Raw genomic sequence first — 22,429 nt, 5'->3', positions numbered from 1 at the left:
CACCGGGCGATGCTGATGGCCGGGAGGGCCCCGCGGCCAGCATCGAGGCATGGGAAATCTTCCGGTACACATGGCTCGTTGGAGCGCCCGCCACCCGTGGCGGGCCATCGTCGGCTGGTTCGTCTTCGTCGTCCTGTGCCTGGGCGCGGGTGCCGCGCTCGGCGGGCACGCCGCCACCGCCGACGACTTCCGGGTGGGCGAGGCGGGGCGCGCGGAGGCGATCGCGGCCTCGGGCGGCCTGGAGCAGAAGGGCGTCGAGAAGGTGCTGATCACCGCGCGGAGCGGGGAGTTGGACGGCCGGGCCGCCGACGCCGCCGCGCGGGACGTCGTCACGAGGATGCGGGGGCTGGCCGAAGTCGCCGACGTGGCGGACCCGTTGTACAACGCCGGGCGTACGGCCGTCCGGGTCGACGTCACCCTCAAGGGCGCGGAGCTGGACGCGAAGAACCACGTCGATCCGGTGCTCGCGCAGACCGCGCAGGTCGCGAAGGCCTACCCGGCGCTGCGGGTGGAGGAGAGCGGCGGGGGGTCCATCAGCAAGGACGTGCAGGGGCAGCGCGGCGACGACCTGTCGCGTACCGAACTCATCGCGCTGCCGGTCACGTTGCTGACGCTGCTGCTGGTCTTCCGGTCGGCGGCGATGGCGACCGTGCCACTGCTGGTCGCGCTGACCTCGATCGCGGCGGCGATCGGGCTGTCGATGATCGCCTCGCACGCCTTCCCGGACGCCGGGGTCGGCACCAACGTCATCCTGCTCATCGGGCTCGCGGTCGGCGTCGACTACACGCTGTTCTATCTGAAGCGCGAACGCGAAGAACGGGCCAGGGCCGGGGGCCGGTTGGGGTCGCAGGAGCTGGTGGAGCTGGCGGCGGCCACATCCGGGCGGGCCGTGGTCGTCTCCGGGCTCGCGGTGGCCGCGTCCAGCGCGACGCTCTACCTCGCGGACGACGTGATCTTCTCGTCGCTGGCGACCGGCGCGATCGTCGTCGCCCTCGCCGCCGTCGTCAGCTCGATGACGGTGCTGCCGGCCGTGCTGGTCAAGCTGGGTGTACGGGCGGAGCGTCGGGCCGAACGCCGGGCGCGCAAGGGCAAGGTGCGCACCCCCCGGGAGCAACGGCAGGGCGGCGGGCGGCTCGTCGGCGCCGTCCTGCGCGGCACCGCCAGGCGCCCCGCGGCCACGCTCGCGGTCGGCGTGCTCGCGCTCCTCGCGCTGGCCGCGCCGCTCGGCGGGCTGAAGCTGACCGACATCGGGCGCGAGACGTACAGCCGCGGCCTGCCCGCGATGCAGGCGTGGGACCGCACCAACCAGGCCTTCCCCGAGCAGACGTCCATGAACCAGGTGCTGGTGAAGGCCGATCCGGGGCAGGCGGGCGCGGTCGCCGCCGCGCTGCGGGACGTCGCGGCCCGCGCGAAGGCCGACCCCGTCTTCGCCGGTACGTCCACCCTGCGCACCTCCGCCGACCACCGGGTCACCATGCTGGAGCTGGGAGTGCCCGCGTACGTCAGCTCCGACCGGGCGCACACCTCGCTCGCGCATCTGCGTCAGGACTATCTGCCTTCCGCCTTCCGGGAGTTGCCGGACCCGGAGGTCGCGGTCACCGGTGACATCGCACGCTTCGCGGACTACCCCGCGCACCAGAAGACGAAGATGCCGCTCATCATCGGGGCGCTGCTGCTGGTCACCTTCGCCCTGACCGTGTGGGCCTTCGGCTCGCTGGTCGTCGGCCTGCTGGGGGTGCTGCTCAACCTGCTGTCGGCGGGCGCGGCGCTCGGTGTGCTGACCCTGGTCTTCCAAGGCAGCTGGGCCGAAGGGGCGTTGGGCTTCACCTCGACCGGGTCGATCGGCTCGCGCGTGCCGCTCTTCCTCTTCGTGATCCTCTTCGGGCTGTCGATGGACTACCAGGTGTTCGTGGTCAGCCGGATCCGGGAGGCGGTGCTGCGCGGGGAGTCCACGCGCAAGGCGGTGCTGGACGGCATCGGCAGCTCGGCCAGCGTGGTGACGAGCGCGGCCTTCGTCATGGTGACGGTCTTCGCGAGCTTCGTCGGGCTGCACCTGATCGAGATGAAGCAGATCGGCTTCAGCCTCGCGGTCGCGGTGCTGCTGGACGCGTTCGTCATCCGCGTCATGGTGCTGCCCGCGGCGCTGCTGCTGCTCGGCGAGCGCGCCTGGTACCCCTCGCGGGCGGTCCGCCGGGCACGGGCCGCGGCCGCGGCGGCCGAGGACCGGCAGCCCGCCGCGAGCACCGCAAACGTAGGCTGAGCTGCATGACTCCCTGGCTCAGGCCCGCAGGGCAGCTACGTGTGTGGTCCCTGCACCGCTGGTACGTCCTCGGCTGGCTGCTCCTCGGGCTGCTGCCCCTGGTGCTGGCCGGCCGGGACGACCCCGCCCCGGCCCGCTGGGCCGCGATGGGGCTGCCGGTCGCGGTGGGGGCGTACTACCTGCTGACCCTCGCGCTCCCGGGGCGTGCGGTGTCGCGGCCGCGCACGGTGGTCTGGGTGCTGATCGCGGGGCTCGGCGGCATGGCCTACCTGCGGGAGGGCGGGGCGTCGGTGTACGTGGCGACGCTGCCGCACTTCTGGTACCTGGCCGGGGCGCCGGGCCCGGCCGTCTCCGCCAGCGGCATCGCGGCCGCCGTCACCGTGCTGGGCGGCGACGCCCCACAGGGGCTGAGCCCGCACGTCTTCACCGGCAACGCGGTCGCGACGCTCGCGGCCTTCGCGGTGAGCGTCGCGGCCGGGCTCGCGGCGGTGCGGCTGATCGAGCAGAACGACGAGCGGGTCCGCCAGCTCAACGCCGAACTGGAGGGCGCCCGGCTGCGGTTGGTCGAGGCCTACCAGCAGCAGGGCGCCACCGAGGAGCGCGAGCGGCTCGCCCGGGAGATCCACGACACGCTCGCGCAGGGCTTCGCCTCGATCGTCGCGCTGGCCGAGGCGGCCCGTTCCGGCATCGCGGACGAACCCGCCCGCTCCGCGCAGCAGTTGCGGTCGATCGAGCGCACCGCGCGGGAGAACCTCGCCGAGGCGCGGGCCCTGGTGCGCGCGGCGCCGACCGGCGGGGACGGGCAGGGGCCGGTGACGGCGACGCTGCTCCGGGTCCTGGAGCGCTTCGCGGAGGACACCGGTCTCGCCACGGACGCCGAACTGGCCGAGGTGGAATGCGACCAGCAGACCCGTATCGCGCTGCTGCGCTGCACGCAGGAGTCGCTGGCCAACGTCCGCAAGCACGCGGCCGCTTCGGCGGTCGGCCTGGTCCTCACCGCGTACGGGGACCGGGTCGAGCTGGAGATCACCGACGACGGGCGGGGCTTCGCCGTCGGCACCTCGCAGGGCTTCGGCCTGGACGGGATGCGCCGCCGGATGGCCGAGCTGGGCGGCGAGTTGAAGGTGACCAGCTCGGTCGGCGACGGCACACGCGTCCTCGCCGTGATCCCCACCGCCAGGAAGGGCGAGCAGTGAACGAGCAGCCTCAGAAGGGTCCGTTGCGGGTCGTCCTCGCCGACGACCATGTGGTGATGCGCGCCGGGGTGGCCGCGCTGGTGTCGGGCGACGCGACGATCGAGGTCGTCGGGGAGGCAGGCGACGGGCGCGAAGCGGTCGCGCTCGTCGCGGAGTTGGCGCCCGACCTGGCGCTGCTCGACCTGCGGATGCCGGTGCTGGACGGGGTCGCCGCGACCGCCGAGATCGTGCGCCGCCACCCCGGCACCCGGGTGCTGATCCTGACCACCTACGACACCGACGAGGAGATCGAGCGGGCGGTGGAGGCGGGCGCGATCGGCTATCTGCTCAAGGACGCCACGCGCGAGCAGCTCGTCGAGGCGATCCACGCCGCCGCGCGCGGCGAGACCGTCCTCGCGCCGCGCGTCGCGCAGAAGCTGGTCTCGCGCATGCGCCGCCCCGCGCCCGTCGTGCTGACCGCGCGCGAGCAGCAGGTGCTGGACGCGGTCGCGGACGGGCTGTCGAACGTGGAGATCGGCCGCCGCCTGGTCATCGCGGAGGCGACCGTGAAGACGCATCTGCTGCGCGTCTTCGCGAAGCTGGACGTCAGCGACCGCACGCACGCGGTGGTGACCGCGATGGAGCGCGGGCTCATCACCCGGCGGCCGGACCACCGTTGAGGAACTCCGCATTGCGGGTGCCGAGATCGGCGTCGGTGATCTCACGCAGCACCCGGCAGGGGGTGCCGACCGCGACGGTCATGGGCGGGATGTCGCGGCTGACGACGCTGCCTGCGCCGATCACCGAGCCGTAACCGATCCGCACGCCCGGCAGGACGACGGCGTTGCTGCCGATCCACACCTTGTCCTCGATCACGATCGGCTCGGAGAAGCGCCCGAAGTCCGCCCGGCGGGCGGGGTGGGCGGGGTGGCCGGTCGTCGTCAGGGTCACGCTCGGGGCGATCATGACGTCGTCGCCGATGCGTATCTCGACGTCGTCGACGCACGTGAGGTTCACGTTCCCGAAGAAGTCGTCGCCGATGTGGACGTTGCTGCCGAAGGCCGCGTGGAAGGGCGGGAGCAGCACGGTGCGTTCGCCGACCGAGCCGAGGATCGCGGTGAGCAGTTCGCGGCGGCGCGGCTCGTCGGACGGCGGGGTGTGGTTGTAGGCGAAGATCTCGTCCGCGCGCCGGAGCCGGGCCTGGAAGGACGCCTCCGACTCGGTGTAGACGAGCCCCTTGGCGATCTTGGCGAGGACTTCCTCCTCGTGCGCTCGCGTCACGGCGTACCGCTCCCTCCGTCGAGTCCCTCCGGGGAAGCCTACGGGGCGGGCGCCGGGCGGCGGCGGGCGCGGAGGGCCACGCGCGGGGCGAGCAGCGACTCGGGGCGGCGGTCCAGCGACAGCACCCCGAAGAACGCGGACGCGACCAGCGGGTCGGTGTTGGCGGCGGCCAGCACCCTTGCCATGTAGCCCTGTTGGAAGCGCGCGAGCGGGCCCGGGGCCGGGCCGTCCGTCTCCGGGTAGCGGCAGTCCTCGCCCGTCGCGATCGCCCACGCCCCGCGCGCACAGCGGGCCAGCGACCGCTGCACCTCGCGCGTACGGGCGGCGAGCGCGGCGCCGGTCGTGCCGGCCGCGTACTCGGCGACCACCCGGGCCTGGAGCGCGGCGACCGACATGCCGTGGCCGTAGACGGGGTTGAAGCGGCACAGCGCGTCGCCGACGACGAGGAGGCCGGCCGGGAGGTCGGCCGAACTCTCGTAGTGCGTCCACTCGTTGGCCGTCGCGCGGAAGGCCACCGGGTCCGAGAGCGGCTCGGCGTGCGTGAGGGCCTCCGCCAGCTCGGGGGAGCGCAGCGAGGCGGCGAAGTCGAGCCAGGCGCGCTCCTCGACGGGCGGCTGGTGGGCGCCCTGGCCGATGAGGGTGACGAGCCAGCGGTCGCCGTCGATGGGCACGATGACGCCGCTGCGGGGCACCTCCCGGTTGCCCTGCACGTACATGGACTTCCAGGCCGTTCCGGGGGACGCCGGGCGCCGGTAGTAGCGGGAGGAGTAGCCGAGGTGCGCGTCGATCCGCTCGGCCGGGGGCGGCGGGCAACCGAGCTGCCCCAGCCACTCCGCGACGCGCGCGCCGCGCCCGGTGGCGACGACGACGAGTCCGGCGCGCAGCGCGAACTGCCGCCCGCCACTGCCGCGTTCGCGGACCGTCACGCCCGCGGCCGTCCGCAGGTCCGGCCCGGCGACGAGGCCGGTCGCCTCGTGCCGGTCCAGGACCGTGACCGCGCCGCAGGCCAGGACGCGGCGCCGCAGCACCGCCTCCAGCACCTCGCGGGAGACGGACAGGTAGCGGGCGCCGCGCACACCGGCGAACCAGCCCGCGGACGACAGCCACCGGGTCTCCTCGGGCGCGTGGACCATCTCCCCGCCCGCCGCCTCCAGTTCGGCGACGACACCGGGGAGCAGCGCGTCCAGCTCGGTCAGCCCGCGATTCCACAGGATGTGGACGTGCCGCGACTGCGGGACACCGGCCCGGAAGGCGGGCGCGCCGGTGGCCAGCGCGTCCCGCTCGACGAGCGTGACCCGCGCGAAGCCGCGCGCGAGGGCGTGGGCGGTGAGCAGGCCGGAGAGCCCGGCCCCGACGACCACGGCGTGGTCGCCGTCGGATGCCGCGAGCGCGCTGTGCGCAGGCGCCGCCTCCACCGCCGTACCGCCCTCAGCCGCGCCGCCCGACGCCGTACCGTCCGCCGTACCCTCTGCCGCCACCCGCGGGCCCCCTCTCGTACGGCGCGCGCTCCGGCGCCTCGCCGTATCGTCCCGCGCACCGAGCGTGAGCGGGAGGGCGCACGGGGGCGCGGCGGGGCGCTCTTCCGGCGGACGCGGGGGGCCGACCGGGGCGTGACGGGGGGGCTACGCCCAGATCGCCTGGGCCAGGGCGGCGCCCATGAAGGCCGCGCCGAGGCCCGCCGCCACGCTCGTCACCACGTTGGCCGCGGCCAGGAAGCGCGCGCCGTCGCCGGTGAGCCGCAGCGTCTCGTAGGAGAACGTCGAATACGTGGTGAGCGCCCCGCACAGGCCCGTACCGACGAGCAGCTGCACGGAGTGCGAGGCGGCGCCGTAGCTCACCGCGCCGGTCAGCACGCCGAGGATCAGGCAGCCGACGACGTTCACGGCGAAGGTGCCCCAGGGGAAGACGGTGTCGTGCCGGGCCTGGACGGCACGGTCGGTCAGGTAGCGCAGCGGGGCTCCCACCACCGCGCCCGCCACCACGAGCAGCCAGTTCACCGCGTCCTCCTCGACATGAGCACGCGGGTCGCCGCGGCCGCCAGCCACACCGCGAACAGCGCGGCGAGCAGGGTGGATGCCAGGTAGGCCAGCGCGGTGCGGGCGTGGCCGTGCTGGACGAGCTGCTGGACGTCGACGGCGTAGGTGGAGAAGGTCGTGAAGCCGCCGAGGATGCCGGTGCCGAAGAAGGGGCGTACGAGGCGGTGGACCGTCCACGTCTCGGTGATCAGCACCATGAAGACGCCGATGACGGCGCAGCCGACGACGTTGATCACCAGGGTCGTCCACGGGAACGCCCCACTGGCCGTGGGCCACAGCAGCCCGGCCCCGTAACGGGCCGAGGCGCCGATCGCGCCGCCCACCGCGACGACGGCGACCACCGGCGCCTGCCCCTCCCCGTGCCCCCGTGGGCGCGGTGGGACAGGGGAGTCCGGGCTGCGCGGCTCCTCGGCCGGCACAGGCACGGTCTGTTCGCGGGGGGTGGTCATCGTCGCGCGCGTCTCCTACTCGTGCGGCGCCCGGGGTGTGCGGGCGCGCGTCGTCACAAGTAGGGACTGTTGGCGGCGTACGTTGCCGCGGTTCGGGTACGGCGAGCCCCACCGCCGCGCGGCAGCCGTGACGGCCCGCCGCTGGGCTCAGTTTACCGGGCCGCCGCCCGCGCCGAAAATCCCTGCCGGGCCTGCGGCCGGACCCCCTCCGCGCGGGGGCTGTCACCGGCGCCGCGGACGCCGCCGCGGTCGTACGGGGACGCGGTCGGGCTCGTGCTCGTACGGTCCGGCCGCGGCGTGGGCGTCCGGGTCGCGGGCGGCCGCGTCGGGGTCGGGGCCGGCGCCGGGGTGGAGGTGGCCGCGGGCGGGGCGAGCGGCAGCGTGGGGGCGGCCGGGCCCGGGGCGGGCCAGAGCACGGTGGCGGCCCCGACGACCGCCGCCGTCAGCCCGCCCGCCGCCGCGGCCCGCGCCCAGCGGCGGCGCGCGGCACGGCGCCGGATGCGGCGGAAGGCGCCGGGCGGCGGCGCGAGTTCGGCCGGGCCCTCGCGCAGCAGCGCGGCCAGCTCGTCGTCGTAGGGCTCGTCCCACGGCTCAACGGGTGTGATCAACGCGTTCTCCCAGTCCGGCGCGCAGATACTCCCGGGCAGCGTGCAGATCCGCCCGGATCGTGCCTTCCTTGCGCTTCGTCAGCAGGGCGATCTCCCGGACCGGAAGGTCGGCGTAGTAATACAGCAGGACGGCGGTGCGCAGCCGCTCCGGCAGCGACTGCACGAGCATCCGCACCGGTACGGCCGACTCCGCCCCCGCCTGCGCCCGCCGCTGCCCGTCCAGCGCGGCCTCCGTCCCGGCCCGCCGTACGGCCTTGCGCTCGCGGTCCAGTCTGCGCCAGTGGTCGCGGACGAGATTGGCCGCGGTCACGTAGACGAAGCCGCGCGGCTCCGTCACCGACGACCAGTGCGCCCACAGGCGGGTGAACGCCTCGGACGCGATCTCGTGGGCGGTGCCGTCGTCGTCGACGAGACGGCGGCACCACCCGGCGAGACCGGGATAGAGATCGGCGAACAGCTCGGCGGCTGCCCGGTCCTTGGACGGGCTCAACGTGCTCCAGGGTCAGGGGCGGCCGGCGCGGTCACGCTGCTCCCGCACCGTCGAACGAGGCGAAAACAACCACGTTGTCGCGGTATCCGCTCCCGGTCCGCGGGCCGCCGCACGTTATCAGCCGCAGTTCGGGGCGGGTGGTGTCGCCGTAGACGTCCCCGGTGGGGAAGCGGTCCTTGGCGACGGTGCGCACGGCGTACACGGTGAAGGCGGCGTCGGTGCCGTCCGCCCGCCGTACGGTGACGCGCGCCCCCGGCTTCAGCTCGGCGAGCCGCACGAACACGCCGTCGCCGTACTTGCCCACCGTCACGTGCCCGAGGATCACCGCGGGCCCGAGCTGCCCGGGCGTCGGCGACTCCCGGTACCACCCGGCGGGCGCGTGCGCGGCGACGGGCGGGACCTCGACACTGCCGTCGGCCTGGAGGCCGAGCCCGGTGAGGGGCGTGTCCACGCCGATGGACGCGATCGTGAGGCGGGTGGGGACGGAGGGCTTCAGCTCCGCGACCTTCGCGGGGGCGGTGGCTCCGGCGGGGGCGGTGGTCCCGGGCGGGCGGGCCGCCGCGTCGGGGGTCGCGCCGGACGCGCAGCCCGCGAGCAGCAGGCCCGCGAGGCACAGGGCGGCCGCCGGCCGGAGGGTACGCAAGGTCAGCCCCGGACCTGCTGGCGGCGCCGGACGACGAACGCGGCCGCGCCGCCCAGGACCAGCGCGCCCGCGGCCGCCTCCACGCCCGTCCGCGTGGCGTTCGACCCTTCGGCGACGGGCGGCACGCCGGTGTCCGCGGCGCCCCGCGGCACGGCGTGCACCTGGCCGCTGTCCCCCGGCCGCGCCGGTGCCGCGCTCGGCCGCGCGGTGGGGGCCGCGTCGCGGGGCGCGGCGGTGGCCGTGGCGGCCGTCGGGGTCGGGGTGGGCTTCGCCCCGCTGTCGGCGGAGGCCGTTCCCATCCCGGCGAGGGCGAGCGCCGCGGCGCAACCGAGGGCGGCGAGGACGGACCGTGCACGCATGAGGTGTCTCCTGTCGGTTCGGCCGGTCACCCCTGGGCGGGGGGCCGGTCCTGCTGCTTCCTGGCCGGAAGCGAACGGAGAGACGGCGCGGCGCTGGCTTCTGCTGTAAAGAGCTGGCAAAGTCCTTCGCCCTTGGGCAGGGCGGGGCCTTCCCCGGCGGGGGGTGCCACTTGCGGTGGGGCGCGCGGCTGACCCGCCGCGGGGGTGCCCGCGCCTGGCGGCGCGGGGTGTTTCCCACCCCCAGCCACCCGTGCGGGAAGTAGGCAAAGTTGCGGTCTTCCTGTGGGGCGCATTCGCCGTCGGGGGCGAACCCATGGGGTGGGCCGAGGAGGGAGTGCGGGTGGAGCATCGGCTCGCGGTTCCCCTGTGGGGGTGCACCACAGTCGGGGGCGAACCGCAGTCCCTCACACACCCGCCCCCACCGGCAGGCAGCCGCCCACGAGACGCCGGGAGGGGGACGGTGCGGGGTGCCCCCGCAGGAATGCGCACGCAAGACCCGCCACCTACGGCATGAGGCCAGACGCGCATTCCGAGGAGGTGCCCCGTGCCGGCACCCGACCCCACCCACCCGGGAAAGGGCGCGATGCCCCGCCGGGTACACCGGGGGCGCGAGGAACGGCGCGAGCAACCCACCACCGGCGGACGGTCGCGCAACAAACCGCAACCCACCGCCCCGCAGCGCTCACGCGCAAAGCGCCCGCGCCGCCTCCACCGCTTCCTCGAAGACCGGCCCCGCCGGACGACGCGGAGTCGGGGGCAGGAGGGAGAGGACCGCGTGGGGGCCGGACCGGACGGACGGGTCGAGGCGGAGCGCAGCGGCACAGCTGCCCCGAGGGCCCGCCTCAAGAAAGACGCGCGGGGGCGCCGGAGCGAGCAGAGGAGCGACCGCGGGCCAGAAGAGGACCGGGCGGGCCATCTGGGCGGCCCAAAAGGAAGGGATCACGGCCTCCCCGGGAGTGACGAACCGCCCCGTGGACGTCGACCGGATCGGAATGCCCGGCGCAGCCAGTCGCACAGCCCCGAGCAGAACCCCGAACCGCCGCGCAGCACCTTCGCACAGCGGGCTGTGAAAGGGCTGCCGGGCCCGCACGGCAACGCATGCGACGACCGCCGCGGTCAACGCCTTCTCCGCGACGCGAAGTTCCGCGGTCGCACCGGAAAGCACCGTCTGGTACGGGCTGTTGACCGCCGCGACCGCGACCCCCTCCGCGGCGAGGTCCGCGCCGAGGACCTCCCGGATACGGTCGACGCCCGCGGCGACGGCGAGCATGCCACCCGGCGGCGTCGCCGCCATCGCGGCGGTGCGCGCGGCCATGACGCGACCGCCGTCCGCGATGCTGAAGACCCCGGCGACCGCGGCGGCGGCCAGCTCGCCGACGCTGTGCCCGACGAACACGCTCGGCCGCAGCCCCCGCGCGAGGACGGCCGTGCCCAGCGCCGCCCCGACGGCGAAGAGCAGCGGCTGCGCGCGACGGCAGTCGTCGAAGTCGGGCCCGGGCCGCTCGGCGAGCCAGTCGGCGCGCAGCGCCGGCCCGTCCTCGCCGGAGGCCCCGAAGAACTCGTCCATGGCCGCGGTGAAGACGGGCTCGACGCCGTACAAATCAGCCCCCATGCGCGGCTGTTGCGCGCCCTGGCCAGGGAAGACCAGGACGGCCTCGCACGGGGTGTCGATGGGTTCCACGGTGAGCCGCCTCCTTGGCAGGGATCAGTACGGGTACGAGAGCTTGAGGAGCCCGCACGGGCCACCGCGCCCCGGTGCGTTCAAGCACGCCATTCGCGGCAGCGGCCCACCGGCACCCGGCGCGTACCGGAGCCCGCAGCCACCCGCCAGGCCACCTCATCGCACCTCCGTCAGCGCGAGCGTCCCGCTCGACACGCGGACGCCGCCCTGGTCGATGCCCACCGTCGCGGTGATCGCACCGCGCTCCCCCGTCACGGACACCACGCACTCCGCGGGGACGTCGATCTCGACGAAGATGCCGAAGTCCAGCTCCGCGCCGGTGAGGACGGCCTCGCCGCCGCGCAGGCCGGCTTCCGTGGCGGTGTGCAGGGCCGCCTGCCGCATGCCCTCGATGAGGAGGGACGCGGGGATGTGGTCGTAGTCGCGGTCGAAGAAGGAGGGGTGGGTGCGGTCGACGAGGAGGGGGAAGCGGCCGGGGCGGCCGGGGGCGGCGGGGGCGATGACGACGTTGGCCGGGTCGCGGCGGCCGACCGCCTCGGGCAGGAAGGGCTTGGCCTCCGCCGCGGGGGCGAGCGGCTCGGCGAAGCGGCGGGCGCGCTGGTAGGCGCGGATCTCGCGGTAGGACTCGCGGGGGAAGAGGACGCTGTCGAAGGAGAGGGTCATGGCGGGGGCTCCGGCCACGGCGAAGGTGCCCGCGATGTCGTAGGCGGCGTCGCGCGGGGTGACGCGTACGGTCACGACGCCTTGCAGCGGCGCGGTGCCGTCCACCCGGAAAGCGGCCAACTCCGGTACGTCGAGGGTGAGGTGCTGGACGGCGGAGGGGGTGCCGCGCCGGACGTCGAGGTAGCCGTGCCGGACGACGACGAAGGCCTGCCGGAAGGCCTCGATGATCGCGACGGGGTCGTGCCAGGGCGCGACCTGGTCCGACCACAGCGGGTGGCCGGGCTCGACGCGTACGGCGATCGCGTACTCGTCGGGACCGATCCGGGTGTGGTCGGTGACGAACACCTCAACCGCGGAGCGGCGGTTGACGGTCGCGGGCGGCACGAACGTGTCGAAGCTCAGGGAAGCGGCGGGGTCGTGGGACATCGGTACCTCCGGGGCAGGGCGTCAGCGCTCGTCGAGGAAGCGCGCCAGCGAGCGGATGGTGGGGTGGTCGAAGATGTCCGCCAGGCTGATGCGCACGTCGGTCAGTGCCTGGAGGCGGCCGCGCAGCTCCACCGCGGAGAGGGAGTTGAGCCCGTGCGCGGTGATGTCGTCGTCGAGGCCGACGGTGCCGTGCCCGCCCAGGACGTCGCCGAGGACGTCGCCGAGCGCGGCGCGTACCGTCTCGACGCTGTCGCCCGCGGGGGCGGAAGGCGCCGCAACCACCGCCTCCGGCAGCGGCGTTCGGCCACCGTGAGCCGGCCAGTGGCGCTGCCGGTCGAAGGGGTACGGGGGCAGGGTGGTCCGGCGGGCGCCCGTACCGGCGAAGACGGGGGCCCAGTCGACCGTGCCGCCCGCGGCGAAGCGCTCGGCCTGGGGGCGCAGGCCCGTGCCGCCCACGACGGTGCCGGGTTCCGGCGCGGCGGCCAACGCGCGCAGGCCCGCCAGGAGTTCGGCGGCGTCGGAGCCGAGGACGACGGCCCGGCAGGCGAACCGGGCGCGGTGCAGGAGGGTGAAGCCGACGTCCACGGGGTCGGCGTCCGCGCCGTCGAGCGCGGCGAGCAGCCGCCGGGCGTGGGCGGCGAGCGCCCGCGGAGTCTTCGCCGAGAGTATCCACGGCACGGCGGGCGGCGCCGCGCGCGCCAACTCGTCCACCACCGGAGCCTGTTCGAGGACGACGTGCGCGTTGGTGCCGGAGATGCCGAACGCCGACACCGCGGAGCGCCGCGGTCGGCCGGTGACCGGCCAGCCCTGCGCGCCGGTCGCGAGCCGTACGGCCCCGGCGGCCCAGTCGACGTGCGGGCTCGGCGCGTCCACGTGCAAGGTGGCGGGCACGACGCCGTACCGCATCGCCGCGACCATCTTGATGACGCCCGCGACGCCCGCGGCGGCCTGCGTGTGGCCGATGTTGGACTTGAGCGAGCCCAGCACGAGCGGCCGGTCGGCGGGCCGCCCCTGCCCGTACGTCGCGAGCAGCGCCTGCGCCTCGATCGGGTCGCCGAGGGCGGTGCCGGTGCCGTGGGCCTCGACGACGTCGACGTCCGCCGGGGTGAGCGCCGCGTCGGCAAGGGCAGCGCGGATGACGCGTTGCTGGGCGGGGCCGTTGGGGGCCGTCAGGCCGTTGGAGGCGCCGTCCTGGTTGACGGCGCTGCCGCGGACGAGGGCGAGGACGTCGTGGCCGTGGCGGCGGGCGTCCGCGAGCCGTTCCAGGACGAGGACGCCGACGCCCTCGGCCCACGCCGTGCCGTCCGCCGCGGCCGCGAAGGACTTGCAGCGGCCGTCCGGGGCGAGGCCGTGCTGGCGGGCCATGTCGACGAAGCCGCGCGGGGTGGCCATGACCGTGGCGCCGCCCGCGAGGACGAGGTCGGTCTCGCCCGCGCGCAGCGACCGGCACGCCAGGTGGACGGCGACGAGCGAGGACGAGCAGGCCGTGTCGAGGGTGAGGGCCGGGCCTTCGAGGCCGAGCGCGTACGCGACCCGGCCGGACGCGAGGCTGCCCGCCGTACCCGTCAACCGGTAGCCCTCGGTGCCGACTTCGACCAGGTCCTGGCCGTACTCCTGGGCCATGTGGCCGACGACGACGCCGGTGGGGCTGCCCGCGAGCGTGTGCGGGTCGATCCCGGCGTCCTCCAGCGCCTCCCACGCGACTTCGAGCAGCAGCCGCTGCTGCGGGTCCATCGCGACGGCCTCGCCGCGGCTGATGCCGAAGAAGCCCGCGTCGAAGTCGGCGGCGCCGGGCAGGAATCCGCCCTGGCGGACGTACGTCGTGCCGGGGCGGTCGGGGTCGGGGTGGTAGAGGGCGTCGAGGTCCCAGCCGCGGTCGTCGGGGAAGCCGGAGATCGTGTCGCGGCCGTTCGCGACGACGTCCCACAGCCCGGCCGCCGAATCCGCGCCGCCGGGGAAGCGGCAGCCGATGCCGACGATCGCGACCTGGTCGTCATGGGCGCCGCGGACCTGGCCGCGCAGCCGCTCGATCTCCGTGAGCGACGCGCGCAGGGCCTTGACGAGCCGGGCCTCGGTGGCGGAGCTCATCGCGGGTCTCCCCACCCGGAGTCGTAGGGCAGGTAGGGGTCGAACCACTCGTCGAACCAGTCCTCCGGCCAGTCCAGCGGCTCGAACGACTCGTCCTGCACGGGAAGTTGCGGCACGAAGGCGGCGCCCATCGAGACCAGGATGTGCCACAGGGCGAAGGCCCAGTCCCGGCGGTAGAGGGCGGGGTCGACGCGGGGGCGGGCGGGCGATTTGGGGGCGGACGGTTTACGGGCCGCCTCCCGCCCGGCGGTGCGGGGGTCCCGCGGCCGGGGGTCCGGCTCCGGTGCGCGGCGGCCGGTCATCGCGCACCGTCCTCGCCCAGCGCGTCCGCGATGAGGGCCTCGACGTCCATGTTCTCGATCAACTCCCTACGGTTCGGCTCCGCGTCCGGCTCCCCTTCCAGGGGGACGAGGATTCGGTGGATGTGGTCGGAGAGGGCCGCGGGCGTCGGGTGGTCGAACACCGCGGTCGCGGCGAGCGGGGTGCCGGTCAGCGGGGCGAGGGCATTGCGGAGTTCCACCGCCCGGAGCGAATCGACGCCCAGGTCACGGAAGTTGCGGGCGAGGTCCAGCGGCCGGCCTTCGGGGTGGCCGAGCACGGCGGCGAGCCTGCGGCCCACCAGATCCAGCAGCCGCTGCCGTCCGGCGTCGCGGTCGAGGGCGGCCAGCTCGACGCGGAGCCGGGCCGCTTCGTCGTCCCCGTCCTGCGCCCGGGGGGCGGCGGACGCGGTGAGGGCGACCGCGGTGACCTGGGCGCGCGGTGCGGTCAGGGCGGCGTCGAACATCGCGAGCCCGGCGGCCTCGGGAATCGGGGCGAGGCCGCGGGCGCGCAGCCGTGCGAGGTCGGCGGCGCCCAACCCGGCCGCCATGCCGCCGTGTTCGCCTGCCCACAGCCCCCACGCCACCGACACGGCGGGCAGCCCGGTGGCCCGGCGCCGCGCGGCGAGGGCGTCCAGGAAGGCGTTCGCGGCGGCGTAGTTGGCCTGTCCAGGCGAGCCGAGCGTTCCCGCGACGGAGGAGAAGAGCACGAAGGCGGTGAGGCCGGGGAGTTCACGGGTGGCCTCGTGCAGATGCCAGGCGGCGTCCGCCTTGGCCGCGAGCACCGCGGCCAGCCGCCGCGGGGTGAGCGACCCGAGCACGCCGTCGTCCACCACGCCGGCCGCGTGCACGACGCCGGTGAGGCCGGGCGTGACCAGCGCGGCCACCGCCGCCGGGTCGGCCAGGTCGCAGGCCACGATCTCGACGTCGGCGCCCAAGTCGCGCAGCTGCGTTCGGAGTTCGGCCGCACCCGGCGCCGCGAGTCCGCGCCGCCCGGCCAGCACCAGCCGCCGGACGCCGTACGCGGTGACCAGGTGCCGCGCGAAGAGCGAGCCGAGGCGGCCGGTGCCGCCGGTGACGAGGACGCGGGAGTCGGGCCCGAAGGGGGGCGCCGCCGCGCCTTCCGCCGCTTCCGCCGTGAGCGGGGTGAGCGGGGTGAGGCGGGGTACGAAGGCGGTGCCCGCGCGTACTGCCAACTCCGCCTCACCGAGGCCGAGTACGGCCCGCGGGTCCACGTTCCCGCCCCCGTCCCCGTCGGCATCGACGAGCACGAACCGTCCCGGCTGCTCCGCCTGCGCGGCCCGCACCAACCCCCACACCGCGGCCCCGGCGGGATCGGCGACCCCGCCCCCGTCCACCGCGACGGCCCCCCGCGTGACGACCACGATCCGCCGCGCCTCAGCGGCGGCGAGCGCGGCCAGCACACCGCGGGTGAGGGCGTGCAGCGACGCGACGGCGTCCGCGCCGGGCACGGAGACCGCCCGCAGGACGGCGAGATCGGGCCCGAGGGGGATGAGGGTGACGGGCTCGGGGGCCGGGGCGGCACCCGCGTCCCGCGCCGATACGCCGACGAGCGCGGCACCGAAGCCGGAAACTCGCGCGGGTGCGGGTTCCGGAGCGGCGCTCCGGACACGTACGGCGCCGGGCCCCGCCTCGGGCGGCCGGACCGGCCCCGCGCCGAGTCCGGAGGCCCGCGCGGGAGCCGGCTCCGGGGCGGACGGCCTGACGCGTACGGGGGTGGGTTCGGCCCGCGCGGCGGCCGGGCGCACCGGCGCCGGACCGGGAACGGACGGCCGCGTGGCGGCGCGCTCCGACACGTCCACCCGACCGGAGGCGGGCTCCGCGGCCACCAGCGCGGCGCCGAAGCCGGACAGCGTCGCCGGGGCCGGGGTCACCGCGGGTCGGGGCGCCGTCCGGACGCGGCCGGGGGCCGGGCGTACCGCGGGGACCGTACGGATCAGCGCGGCGCCGAAGCCCGACGCCAGGGCGGGGGCCGGGGTGGGGCCGGTGAGCAGGGTCGGCTCCAACGGCAGGGGCTCCCAGGTGAGTTCGCGCAGCAGGGGGGCGGCGGCTGAGGCAGGGCGCAGCCGGACCGCGGCGGCCGTCAGGACGGGGCGGCCCTCGGAGTCGTACGCCGTGAGGGCCAGGGCGTCGGGCCCGGACGGGGTCAGGCGGACCCGGAGCGCGGCGGCCCCCGGACGGTGGAGGGTCACCCGTTCCCACGCGAAGGGGACGTCCGTGCCACCCCGCGCCGTACCGGCGAGCCACGCGTGCAGCGCGGCGTCCAGCAGCGCGGGGTGGAGGCCGTAGCCCGCGGTGTCGAGGCCCGCTGCGCTGTCGGTGCCGATGCTGGCAGCGGTTCGGGTTCGGCTCGCGGTGCCGGTCGCGGACCCGGACCCGGTGTGGGTCGGGGCTCCGGTGCCGCTCTCCGCGCCCGTGCGGGACGAGGTTCCGGTGCCGCTCTCCGCCCCCGTGCGGGACGCGGCGCCAGTGCCGGTCGCGGTCCCGGTTCGGGTCGCGGTGCCGGACCCGGACCCGGTGCGGGTCGCGGCCCCAGTGCCGCTCTCCGCCCCCGTGCCGGTCGCGGTCCCGGTCCGGGTGGTGGCGCCGGTGCCTGCCGCGATCCCGGCGCCGACCTCCGCGAGGACGTCGTCGCCGTCCCGCCACAGCGCCCGCACGCCGCGGAAGGCCGGGCCGTAGCCGTAGCCCTGCTCGGCGAGCCGCTCGTACGCGCCCGCCGCGTCGATGGCCACGGCGCCCGCGGGCGGCCACGCGGCAAGGTGCTCCCCCGCGGCCTCCGGAGCGCCCAGCGCGGCCCGTGCGTGGACGGTCCAGGGCGCGCCCGGCGTCTCCGGACGGGCGGACAGCACCACCTCGCCGGACGGGCGGGCGACCGCCTGGAGCGTCACCCGCCCCTCCGCCGGGAGCGGCAGCGGCGCCTGGACGAGCAGTTCGCGCAGCGCGGCCGGGGCGCCCACAGCGGTGGCCGCGTGCAGGGCGAGTTCGGCGAACAGCGCGGCGGGGACGAGGACTTCGCCGCCCACCGCGTGGTCGCCGAGCCAGCCGGGCGCCGTGCGGGAGATCGTGCCGGTCAGGACGGCGGTGCCGTCCGCGGGCAGGTCCATGCGGGCGGTCAGCACGGGGTGGCCGGCCGCGGTGAAGCCCGGCCCGGCGGTGGCGGGCGGTTCGGCGCGCAGCCAGTAGCGCTGCCGGTCGAAGGCGTAGGTGGGCAGCTCGGGCAGCGGCCCGGCGGGGGGTTCGCCGAGCACCGCGCGCCAGTCCACCGGCAGGCCGTGCGCGCTGAGTTCGGCGAGCGCGGGGAGCAGCGTGGCGACCTCGGGCAGGTCGCGGCGCAGCAGGGAGATGCCGGTCACGGGGGTCGGGACGCTCTGGGCGGTGAGCGTGGTGAGCGCCCGGCCGGGCCCGATCTCGACGAAGGTGCGCGCGCCCGCCTCCGCGAGGGCGGTGACGCACGGCAGGAAGCGTACGGCGCCGCGCGCGTGCCGCATCCAGTAGTCCGCGGACCGCAGGTCGTCCGGCCCGGCGGGCGCGCCCGTGACGTTCGACATGAGCGGGATCGTCGGCGGGTGGTACGTGATGTCCGCGGCGACGGCGGCGTATTCGCCGAGCCTGCCGTCGAGTTCGGCGGAGTGGAAGGCGTGCCGGTTGCGCAGCTTGATGGAGCGCCTGCCGCGTTCCCGCCAGACGGCGACGACCCGGTCCACGGCCTCCTGCGTGCCCGAAACGACCGTGGCGGTCGGGGCGTTGAGCGCCGCGATCGACACGCCGGGCTCCAGGGTGGGTGCGATCTCGTCCGCGCCCGCCTGGATCTGCACCATCACGCCGGGCGGCAGCGCCGCCATCGACCGCCCGCGCGCGGTGATCAGCCGTGCGGCGTCCGGCAGTGTGAGGATGCCCGCGACATGGGCGGCGGCCAGCTCGCCGAAGGAGTGGCCGAGGAGGAAGTCGGGCCGCAGCCCGAAGGATTCGACGAGCCGGAAGAGCGCGACCTCGACGGCGAAGAGCGCGGGCTGCGTGAATTCCGTCCGGTCCTGGAGGATGCCCGCCTCGGGTGTGCCCTTCGCGGCGAACAGCAGCTCCGCAAGCGGGCGTTCGAGGGTCGCGTCCAGGGCGGCGACGACCTCGTCGAGAGCGGCGGCGAAGACGGGGAAGGCGGCGTGCAGGCTCGCGCCCATCCCGGCGTACTGGCTGCCGTGCCCCGGGAAGAGGAAGACGAGCGGGCCGCCGGCGCGGGGGCTCCCGGGTGCCTCGCCCCCGCTGAACGCGGCGAGCTTGATGAGGAGTTCGTCGCGGTCGGCGCCGGTGAGGACGGCCCGGTACGGGAGTTGCGCGCGGGTCGCGACGAGGGAGGCGGCGACGGCCGCGGGTTCGAGCCCGTCGCGCTCGCGTACGTACCCGAGCAGGCGGGCGGCCTGCCCGCGCAGGGCGCGCTCGCTGCGGGCGGACAGCACCCAGGGGACGACGGGCCAGCCGGGCCGCCCGGTAGCGGCGGCTGCCGCCGGGGCGGCCTCGGACGGTACGGCGGCGGGCCCGCGCCCGGCGGCACCGGCTGCCTCGCCGGTTACGCCTTCCGGCCCGGAGCGGACGCTCGCGGCGGCCTCCGTGCCGTGCGGGAGCGGAGCGGGTCCGCTCGACGCGGGGGCTTCGGGCGCGGGTCCGCCAGGCCCGGACGGCACCGACGACGGCCCGGCCAACACCGCCTCCGCGAGGACCGGTTCACCTCGCGCGGGCGCCACGGGCGCGGGCACGCCCTGCCCCGCGTCCACCCCGGCAGGGGCCTGCTCCAGGATCACGTGGGCGTTCGTGCCGGAGATGCCGAAGGCCGAGACGCCGGCCCGGCGGGGGCGGTCGGTCACGGGCCACGGGGTGGGGGACGTCGCCAGGGTCACCGCGCCCGTCGACCAGTCGACGGCGGAGGTCGGCGGGTCGGCGTGCAGGGTCGGAGGCACCACGCCGTGGGTCAGGGCCGCGACCGTCTTGATGACGCCCGCCATGCCCGCCGCGGCCTGCGTGTGGCCGAGGTTGGACTTCACCGAGCCGAGGAGCAGCGGGCGTTGGACGGGGCGGTCCTGACCGTACGTCGCGAGGAGCGCCTCCGCCTCGATCGGGTCGCCGAGCACCGTGCCGGTGCCGTGCGCCTCGACGGCGTCCACGTCGGCCGCCGCGAGGCCGGCGTCGGCCAGGGCGGCGCGGATGACGCGTTGCTGGGAGGGGCCGTTGGGGGCGGTCAGGCCGTTGGACGCGCCGTCCTGGTTGACGGCCGAACCGCGCAGCACCGCGAGCACCCGGTGGCCCGACTCGCGGGCCCGCGAGGCCCGTTCGAGCACCAGGACGCCCGCGCCCTCGCTCCAGCCCGTGCCGTCCGCGCCCGCGCCGAAGGACTTGCAGCGGCCGTCCGCGCCGAGGCCGCCCTGCTTGGCGAAGTCCAGGAAGACCCGCGGGGTGGCCATCACGGTCGCGGCCCCGGCGAGCGCGAGGTCGCACTCCCCCGACGCGAGCGACCGCGCCGCGAGGTGCAGCGCGACCAGCGAGGACGAGCACGCGGTGTCGACGGTGACGGCGGGCCCCTCCAGGCCGAGCGCGTACGCGACCCGGCCGGAGGCGACGCTGCCCTGGCTGCCGATGAGCCGGTAGCCCTCGACGCCCGCGGCCGCGTCGTCCGCGCCCGCGCCGTACTCCTGCGCCATGATCCCGGCGAAGACGCCGGTGCGGCTGCCCGCGAGGGTGTCCGGGGCGATGCCCGCGCGCTCGACCGCCTCCCAGCTCACCTCCAGCAGCAGCCGCTGCTGCGGGTCCATCGCGGCCGCCTCGTGCGGGTTGATGCCGAAGAAGTCGGCGTCGAAGGCGCCTGCGTCGGCGAGGAAGCCGCCCTCGGAGGCGGGGAGTTGCGCGGTGTCCCAGCCGCGGTCGGCGGGCAGCGCGCCGATGACGTCACGGCCGCCGGCGACGGCCTCCCACAGCTGCTCCGGCGAGTCGATGCCGCCGGGGAAGCGGCAGCCCATGCCGACGATCACGATCGGGTCGGCGTCCGTGGCCGCGCTGGGGCCTTGCCTCGGGTCGGTGGTGTCCTTGCCGGGCCGCCCGGCGGTGCGGTCGCGCAGGTATTCCGCCAGCGCGGCCGGCGTGGGGTAGTCGAAGACCACGCCCGCGGGCAGCGGGATGCCGGTCGCGGCCTTGAGACGGTTGCGCAGCTCGACCGAGAGCAGCGAATCGAAGCCGAGGTCGCGGAAGTTGCGCTCCGGGTCGACCTGCCCGGCGCCGCCGTCCCGCCCAAGCAGCCGGGCGGCCTCGGTGCGGGTGAGGGCGAGCAGGTCGGCGGGGGCGGCGGCCGCCGCGGCCGGGGGTTGGGGGCGGGCGGGCGCGATGTCCCGCAGGACGGCAGGGAGTTCGCCGCTGTCGGCCGACGCCTGGAGCGCGGTGCGGTCCGCGACGAGCGCGGCGACGTACGGGCGCGGCTGCGCGAGCGCGGCGTCGAAGAGCGACAGGCCCGCCTCAACGGGGAGTTCGGCGAGGCCGCGCCGCCGCAGCCGGGCGAGGTCCGCGTCCCGCAGCCGCTCCGTCATCCCGGCGGCGCGGTCCCACGGCCCCCACCCGATCGCGAGCGTCGGCAGCCCCCGGCTCTCGCGCAGGGCGGCGAGGGCGTCCAGAAAGGCGTTGGCAGCCGAGTAGTTGGCCTGCCCCGGCCCGCCGGTGACGCCGAGCACGGAGGAGAAGAGGACGAGGCCCGCCCCGGTCGCGGCGGTGGCCTCGTGCAGATACCAGGCGGCATCCGCCTTGGGCCGCAGCACGGCGTCCAGCCGCGCGGGCGTCATGGCGTCCAGCACGCCGTCGTCCAGCACACCCGCGGTGTGCACGACCATCGCCACGTCCGGCGTCACGATGGCGCGGACCGCTGCGGCGTCGGTGACGTCGCAGGCCACGATGCGTACGGCTGCGCCCAGCTCGGCGAGTTCGGCGCTGAGTTCCCCCGCGCCGGGCGCGTCGGCCCCCCGCCGGGAGACGAGCACGAGCCGCCGCACCCCGTGCCGCCCGACCAGATGCCGCGCGAGCGCAGCCCCGAGGCCGCCGGTCCCACCCGTGAGGAGGACGGCTCCGCCGGGGGTGCGGCGGGGGGCGGCGGTGGCGCCGGGGCCGGCGGGCGCGCCGGGGCCGGACAGGCCGCTGACGGGGGCGGCGGAGCCGGACAGGCCGCTGGCGGGGGCGGCGGCGGTGGCGCCGAGCGCTCTGGCGGTGGACGCGTCGGGGGCGGGCGCGTCGGGGGCATCCGGCGGCGGCGCGGGCTCGGCTCCGCCGAGGGTCCGGTGGGCGGCGGCGCCGGTGGCGGGCGCGCTGGTGGCGCTGGGCGGCAGCGCGGGCTCGGCTCCGCCGGGAGCACTGCTGGGGCCGACAGGCGCGCCGGAGCCGAACACGTCGGCGGCAGCCACGCCCGTGGCACCCGGCGGCCGCGCGCGTGCGGCTCCGCCGGAGGCTTCCGCGGCTGCGGCACCTGCCGGCCGGGCGGCAGGCAGATCGCCTGCGGGCGCGTCGGGGGCACCCGGCGGCAGCGCGGGCGCGGCTCCGCCGAGGGGCCGGTGGGCGGCGGCGGGGGCGCCGGTGGCGCTGGGCGGCAGCGCGGGCTCGGCTCCGCCGGGAGCACTGCTGGGGCCGACAGGCGCGCCGGAGCCGAACACGTCGGCGGCAGCCACGCCCGTGGCACCCGGCGGCAGCGCGCGTGCGGCTCCGCCGGAGGCTTCCGCGGCTGCGGCACCTGCCGGCCGAACGGCAGGCAGATCGCCGGCGGGCGCGACGGCAGCACCCGGCGGCGACGCGGGCTCGGCTCCGCCGAGGGGGCGGTGGGGGCCGACAGGCGCGCCGGAGCCGAACACGTCGGCGGCAGCCACGCCCGTGGCACCCGGCGGCAGCGCGCGTGCGGCTCCGCCGGAGGCTTCCGCG

Annotated in this window: 16 protein-coding genes; 3 read left to right on the top strand and 13 right to left on the bottom strand. The window is 76.6% G+C overall.

Going from position 1 to position 22,429, the window contains the following annotated elements; genetic code table 11:
* Positions 1–49: 49 nt before the first annotated feature.
* Genes ACH4SL_RS30870 through ACH4SL_RS30860 form a run of 3 tightly spaced genes read left to right on the top strand, consistent with a single transcriptional unit; the run spans position 50 to position 4,115 of the window.
* Positions 50–2,260: an MMPL family transporter gene (locus ACH4SL_RS30870; RefSeq protein ID WP_398451589.1), complete on the top strand. Its 2,211-nt coding sequence runs from the start codon at positions 50–52 to the stop codon at positions 2,258–2,260.
* A 5-nt stretch (positions 2,261–2,265) separates the two neighbouring features.
* A complete protein-coding gene (locus ACH4SL_RS30865; protein WP_398451586.1) occupies positions 2,266–3,456 on the top strand; it encodes a sensor histidine kinase in 1,191 nt (396 codons plus the stop codon).
* A complete protein-coding gene (locus tag ACH4SL_RS30860; protein ID WP_398451583.1) occupies positions 3,453–4,115 on the top strand; it encodes a response regulator in 663 nt (220 codons plus the stop codon). The genes ACH4SL_RS30865 and ACH4SL_RS30860 overlap by 4 nt, the downstream gene beginning before the upstream one ends.
* Here ACH4SL_RS30860 and ACH4SL_RS30855 read toward each other — a convergent pair.
* From ACH4SL_RS30855 to ACH4SL_RS30795, 13 genes are all read right to left on the bottom strand, one after another.
* The gene (locus ACH4SL_RS30855) at positions 4,090–4,716 is read right to left on the bottom strand and encodes a sugar O-acetyltransferase (protein ID WP_398451581.1); all 627 of its coding nucleotides are present in this window, start codon (positions 4,714–4,716) and stop codon (positions 4,090–4,092) included. The genes ACH4SL_RS30860 and ACH4SL_RS30855 overlap by 26 nt on opposite strands.
* Before the next feature lie 38 nt (positions 4,717–4,754).
* Complete coding sequence (locus ACH4SL_RS30850; RefSeq protein WP_398451578.1) at positions 4,755–6,194, bottom strand: FAD-dependent oxidoreductase; 1,440 nt, start codon at positions 6,192–6,194, stop codon at positions 4,755–4,757.
* 144 nt (positions 6,195–6,338) lie between these two features.
* A complete protein-coding gene (gene crcB, locus ACH4SL_RS30845) occupies positions 6,339–6,713 on the bottom strand; it encodes a fluoride efflux transporter CrcB (RefSeq protein ID WP_398451575.1) in 375 nt (124 codons plus the stop codon).
* Positions 6,710–7,201 (bottom strand): fluoride efflux transporter CrcB, encoded by a 492-nt coding sequence (gene crcB / locus ACH4SL_RS30840; RefSeq protein WP_398451573.1) that lies wholly within the window; start codon positions 7,199–7,201, stop codon positions 6,710–6,712. Before crcB (ACH4SL_RS30840) ends, crcB (ACH4SL_RS30845) begins: the two co-directional genes overlap by 4 nt.
* 152 nt (positions 7,202–7,353) lie before the next feature.
* Positions 7,354–7,809, bottom strand: a complete 456-nt coding sequence (locus ACH4SL_RS30835) for a hypothetical protein (RefSeq protein ID WP_398451570.1) — start codon at positions 7,807–7,809, stop codon at positions 7,354–7,356.
* The gene (locus ACH4SL_RS30830; RefSeq protein ID WP_398451567.1) at positions 7,793–8,299 is read right to left on the bottom strand and encodes an RNA polymerase sigma factor; all 507 of its coding nucleotides are present in this window, start codon (positions 8,297–8,299) and stop codon (positions 7,793–7,795) included. The genes ACH4SL_RS30835 and ACH4SL_RS30830 overlap by 17 nt, the downstream gene beginning before the upstream one ends.
* A gap of 31 nt (positions 8,300–8,330) precedes the next feature.
* Entirely contained in the window at positions 8,331–8,948 is a 618-nt protein-coding gene (locus ACH4SL_RS30825; protein ID WP_398452014.1) for a class F sortase, read from the bottom strand.
* Entirely contained in the window at positions 8,945–9,301 is a 357-nt protein-coding gene (locus ACH4SL_RS30820; RefSeq protein WP_398451564.1) for a sortase-dependent protein, read from the bottom strand. The genes ACH4SL_RS30825 and ACH4SL_RS30820 overlap by 4 nt, the downstream gene beginning before the upstream one ends.
* A gap of 682 nt (positions 9,302–9,983) precedes the next feature.
* Positions 9,984–10,982 (bottom strand): acyltransferase domain-containing protein, encoded by a 999-nt coding sequence (locus tag ACH4SL_RS30815; RefSeq protein ID WP_398451562.1) that lies wholly within the window; start codon positions 10,980–10,982, stop codon positions 9,984–9,986.
* A gap of 156 nt (positions 10,983–11,138) precedes the next feature.
* The gene (locus ACH4SL_RS30810) at positions 11,139–12,071 is read right to left on the bottom strand and encodes an AfsA-related hotdog domain-containing protein (RefSeq protein ID WP_398451558.1); all 933 of its coding nucleotides are present in this window, start codon (positions 12,069–12,071) and stop codon (positions 11,139–11,141) included.
* A 21-nt stretch (positions 12,072–12,092) separates the two neighbouring features.
* Positions 12,093–14,174, bottom strand: a complete 2,082-nt coding sequence (locus ACH4SL_RS30805) for a beta-ketoacyl synthase N-terminal-like domain-containing protein (RefSeq protein ID WP_398451555.1) — start codon at positions 14,172–14,174, stop codon at positions 12,093–12,095.
* Positions 14,156–14,461 carry a hypothetical protein gene (locus ACH4SL_RS30800; protein WP_398451553.1) on the bottom strand — a complete coding sequence of 102 codons (306 nt, stop codon included), beginning with the start codon at positions 14,459–14,461 and terminating at the stop codon, positions 14,156–14,158. Before ACH4SL_RS30800 ends, ACH4SL_RS30805 begins: the two co-directional genes overlap by 19 nt.
* Positions 14,458–22,182 carry an SDR family NAD(P)-dependent oxidoreductase gene (locus ACH4SL_RS30795; protein WP_398451550.1) on the bottom strand — a complete coding sequence of 2,575 codons (7,725 nt, stop codon included), beginning with the start codon at positions 22,180–22,182 and terminating at the stop codon, positions 14,458–14,460. The genes ACH4SL_RS30800 and ACH4SL_RS30795 overlap by 4 nt, the downstream gene beginning before the upstream one ends.
* Between the last annotated feature and the right edge of the window lie 247 nt (positions 22,183–22,429).

The sequence above is a fragment of the Streptomyces sp. NPDC021020 genome, assembly GCF_044333285.1.
GTDB lineage: Bacteria > Actinomycetota > Actinomycetes > Streptomycetales > Streptomycetaceae > Actinacidiphila.
This window is presented reverse-complemented; position numbering and strand designations above follow the sequence as displayed.

Coding starts and splice junctions, on each gene's coding strand:
- ACH4SL_RS30870 (WP_398451589.1), top strand. CDS start 50: ATGGGAAATCTTCCGGTACACATGGCTCGTTGGAGCGCCCGCCACCCG.
- ACH4SL_RS30865 (WP_398451586.1), top strand. CDS start 2,266: ATGACTCCCTGGCTCAGGCCCGCAGGGCAGCTACGTGTGTGGTCCCTG.
- crcB (WP_398451573.1), bottom strand. CDS start 7,201: ATGACCACCCCCCGCGAACAGACCGTGCCTGTGCCGGCCGAGGAGCCG.
- ACH4SL_RS30820 (WP_398451564.1), bottom strand. CDS start 9,301: ATGCGTGCACGGTCCGTCCTCGCCGCCCTCGGTTGCGCCGCGGCGCTC.
- ACH4SL_RS30810 (WP_398451558.1), bottom strand. CDS start 12,071: ATGTCCCACGACCCCGCCGCTTCCCTGAGCTTCGACACGTTCGTGCCG.
- ACH4SL_RS30800 (WP_398451553.1), bottom strand. CDS start 14,461: ATGACCGGCCGCCGCGCACCGGAGCCGGACCCCCGGCCGCGGGACCCC.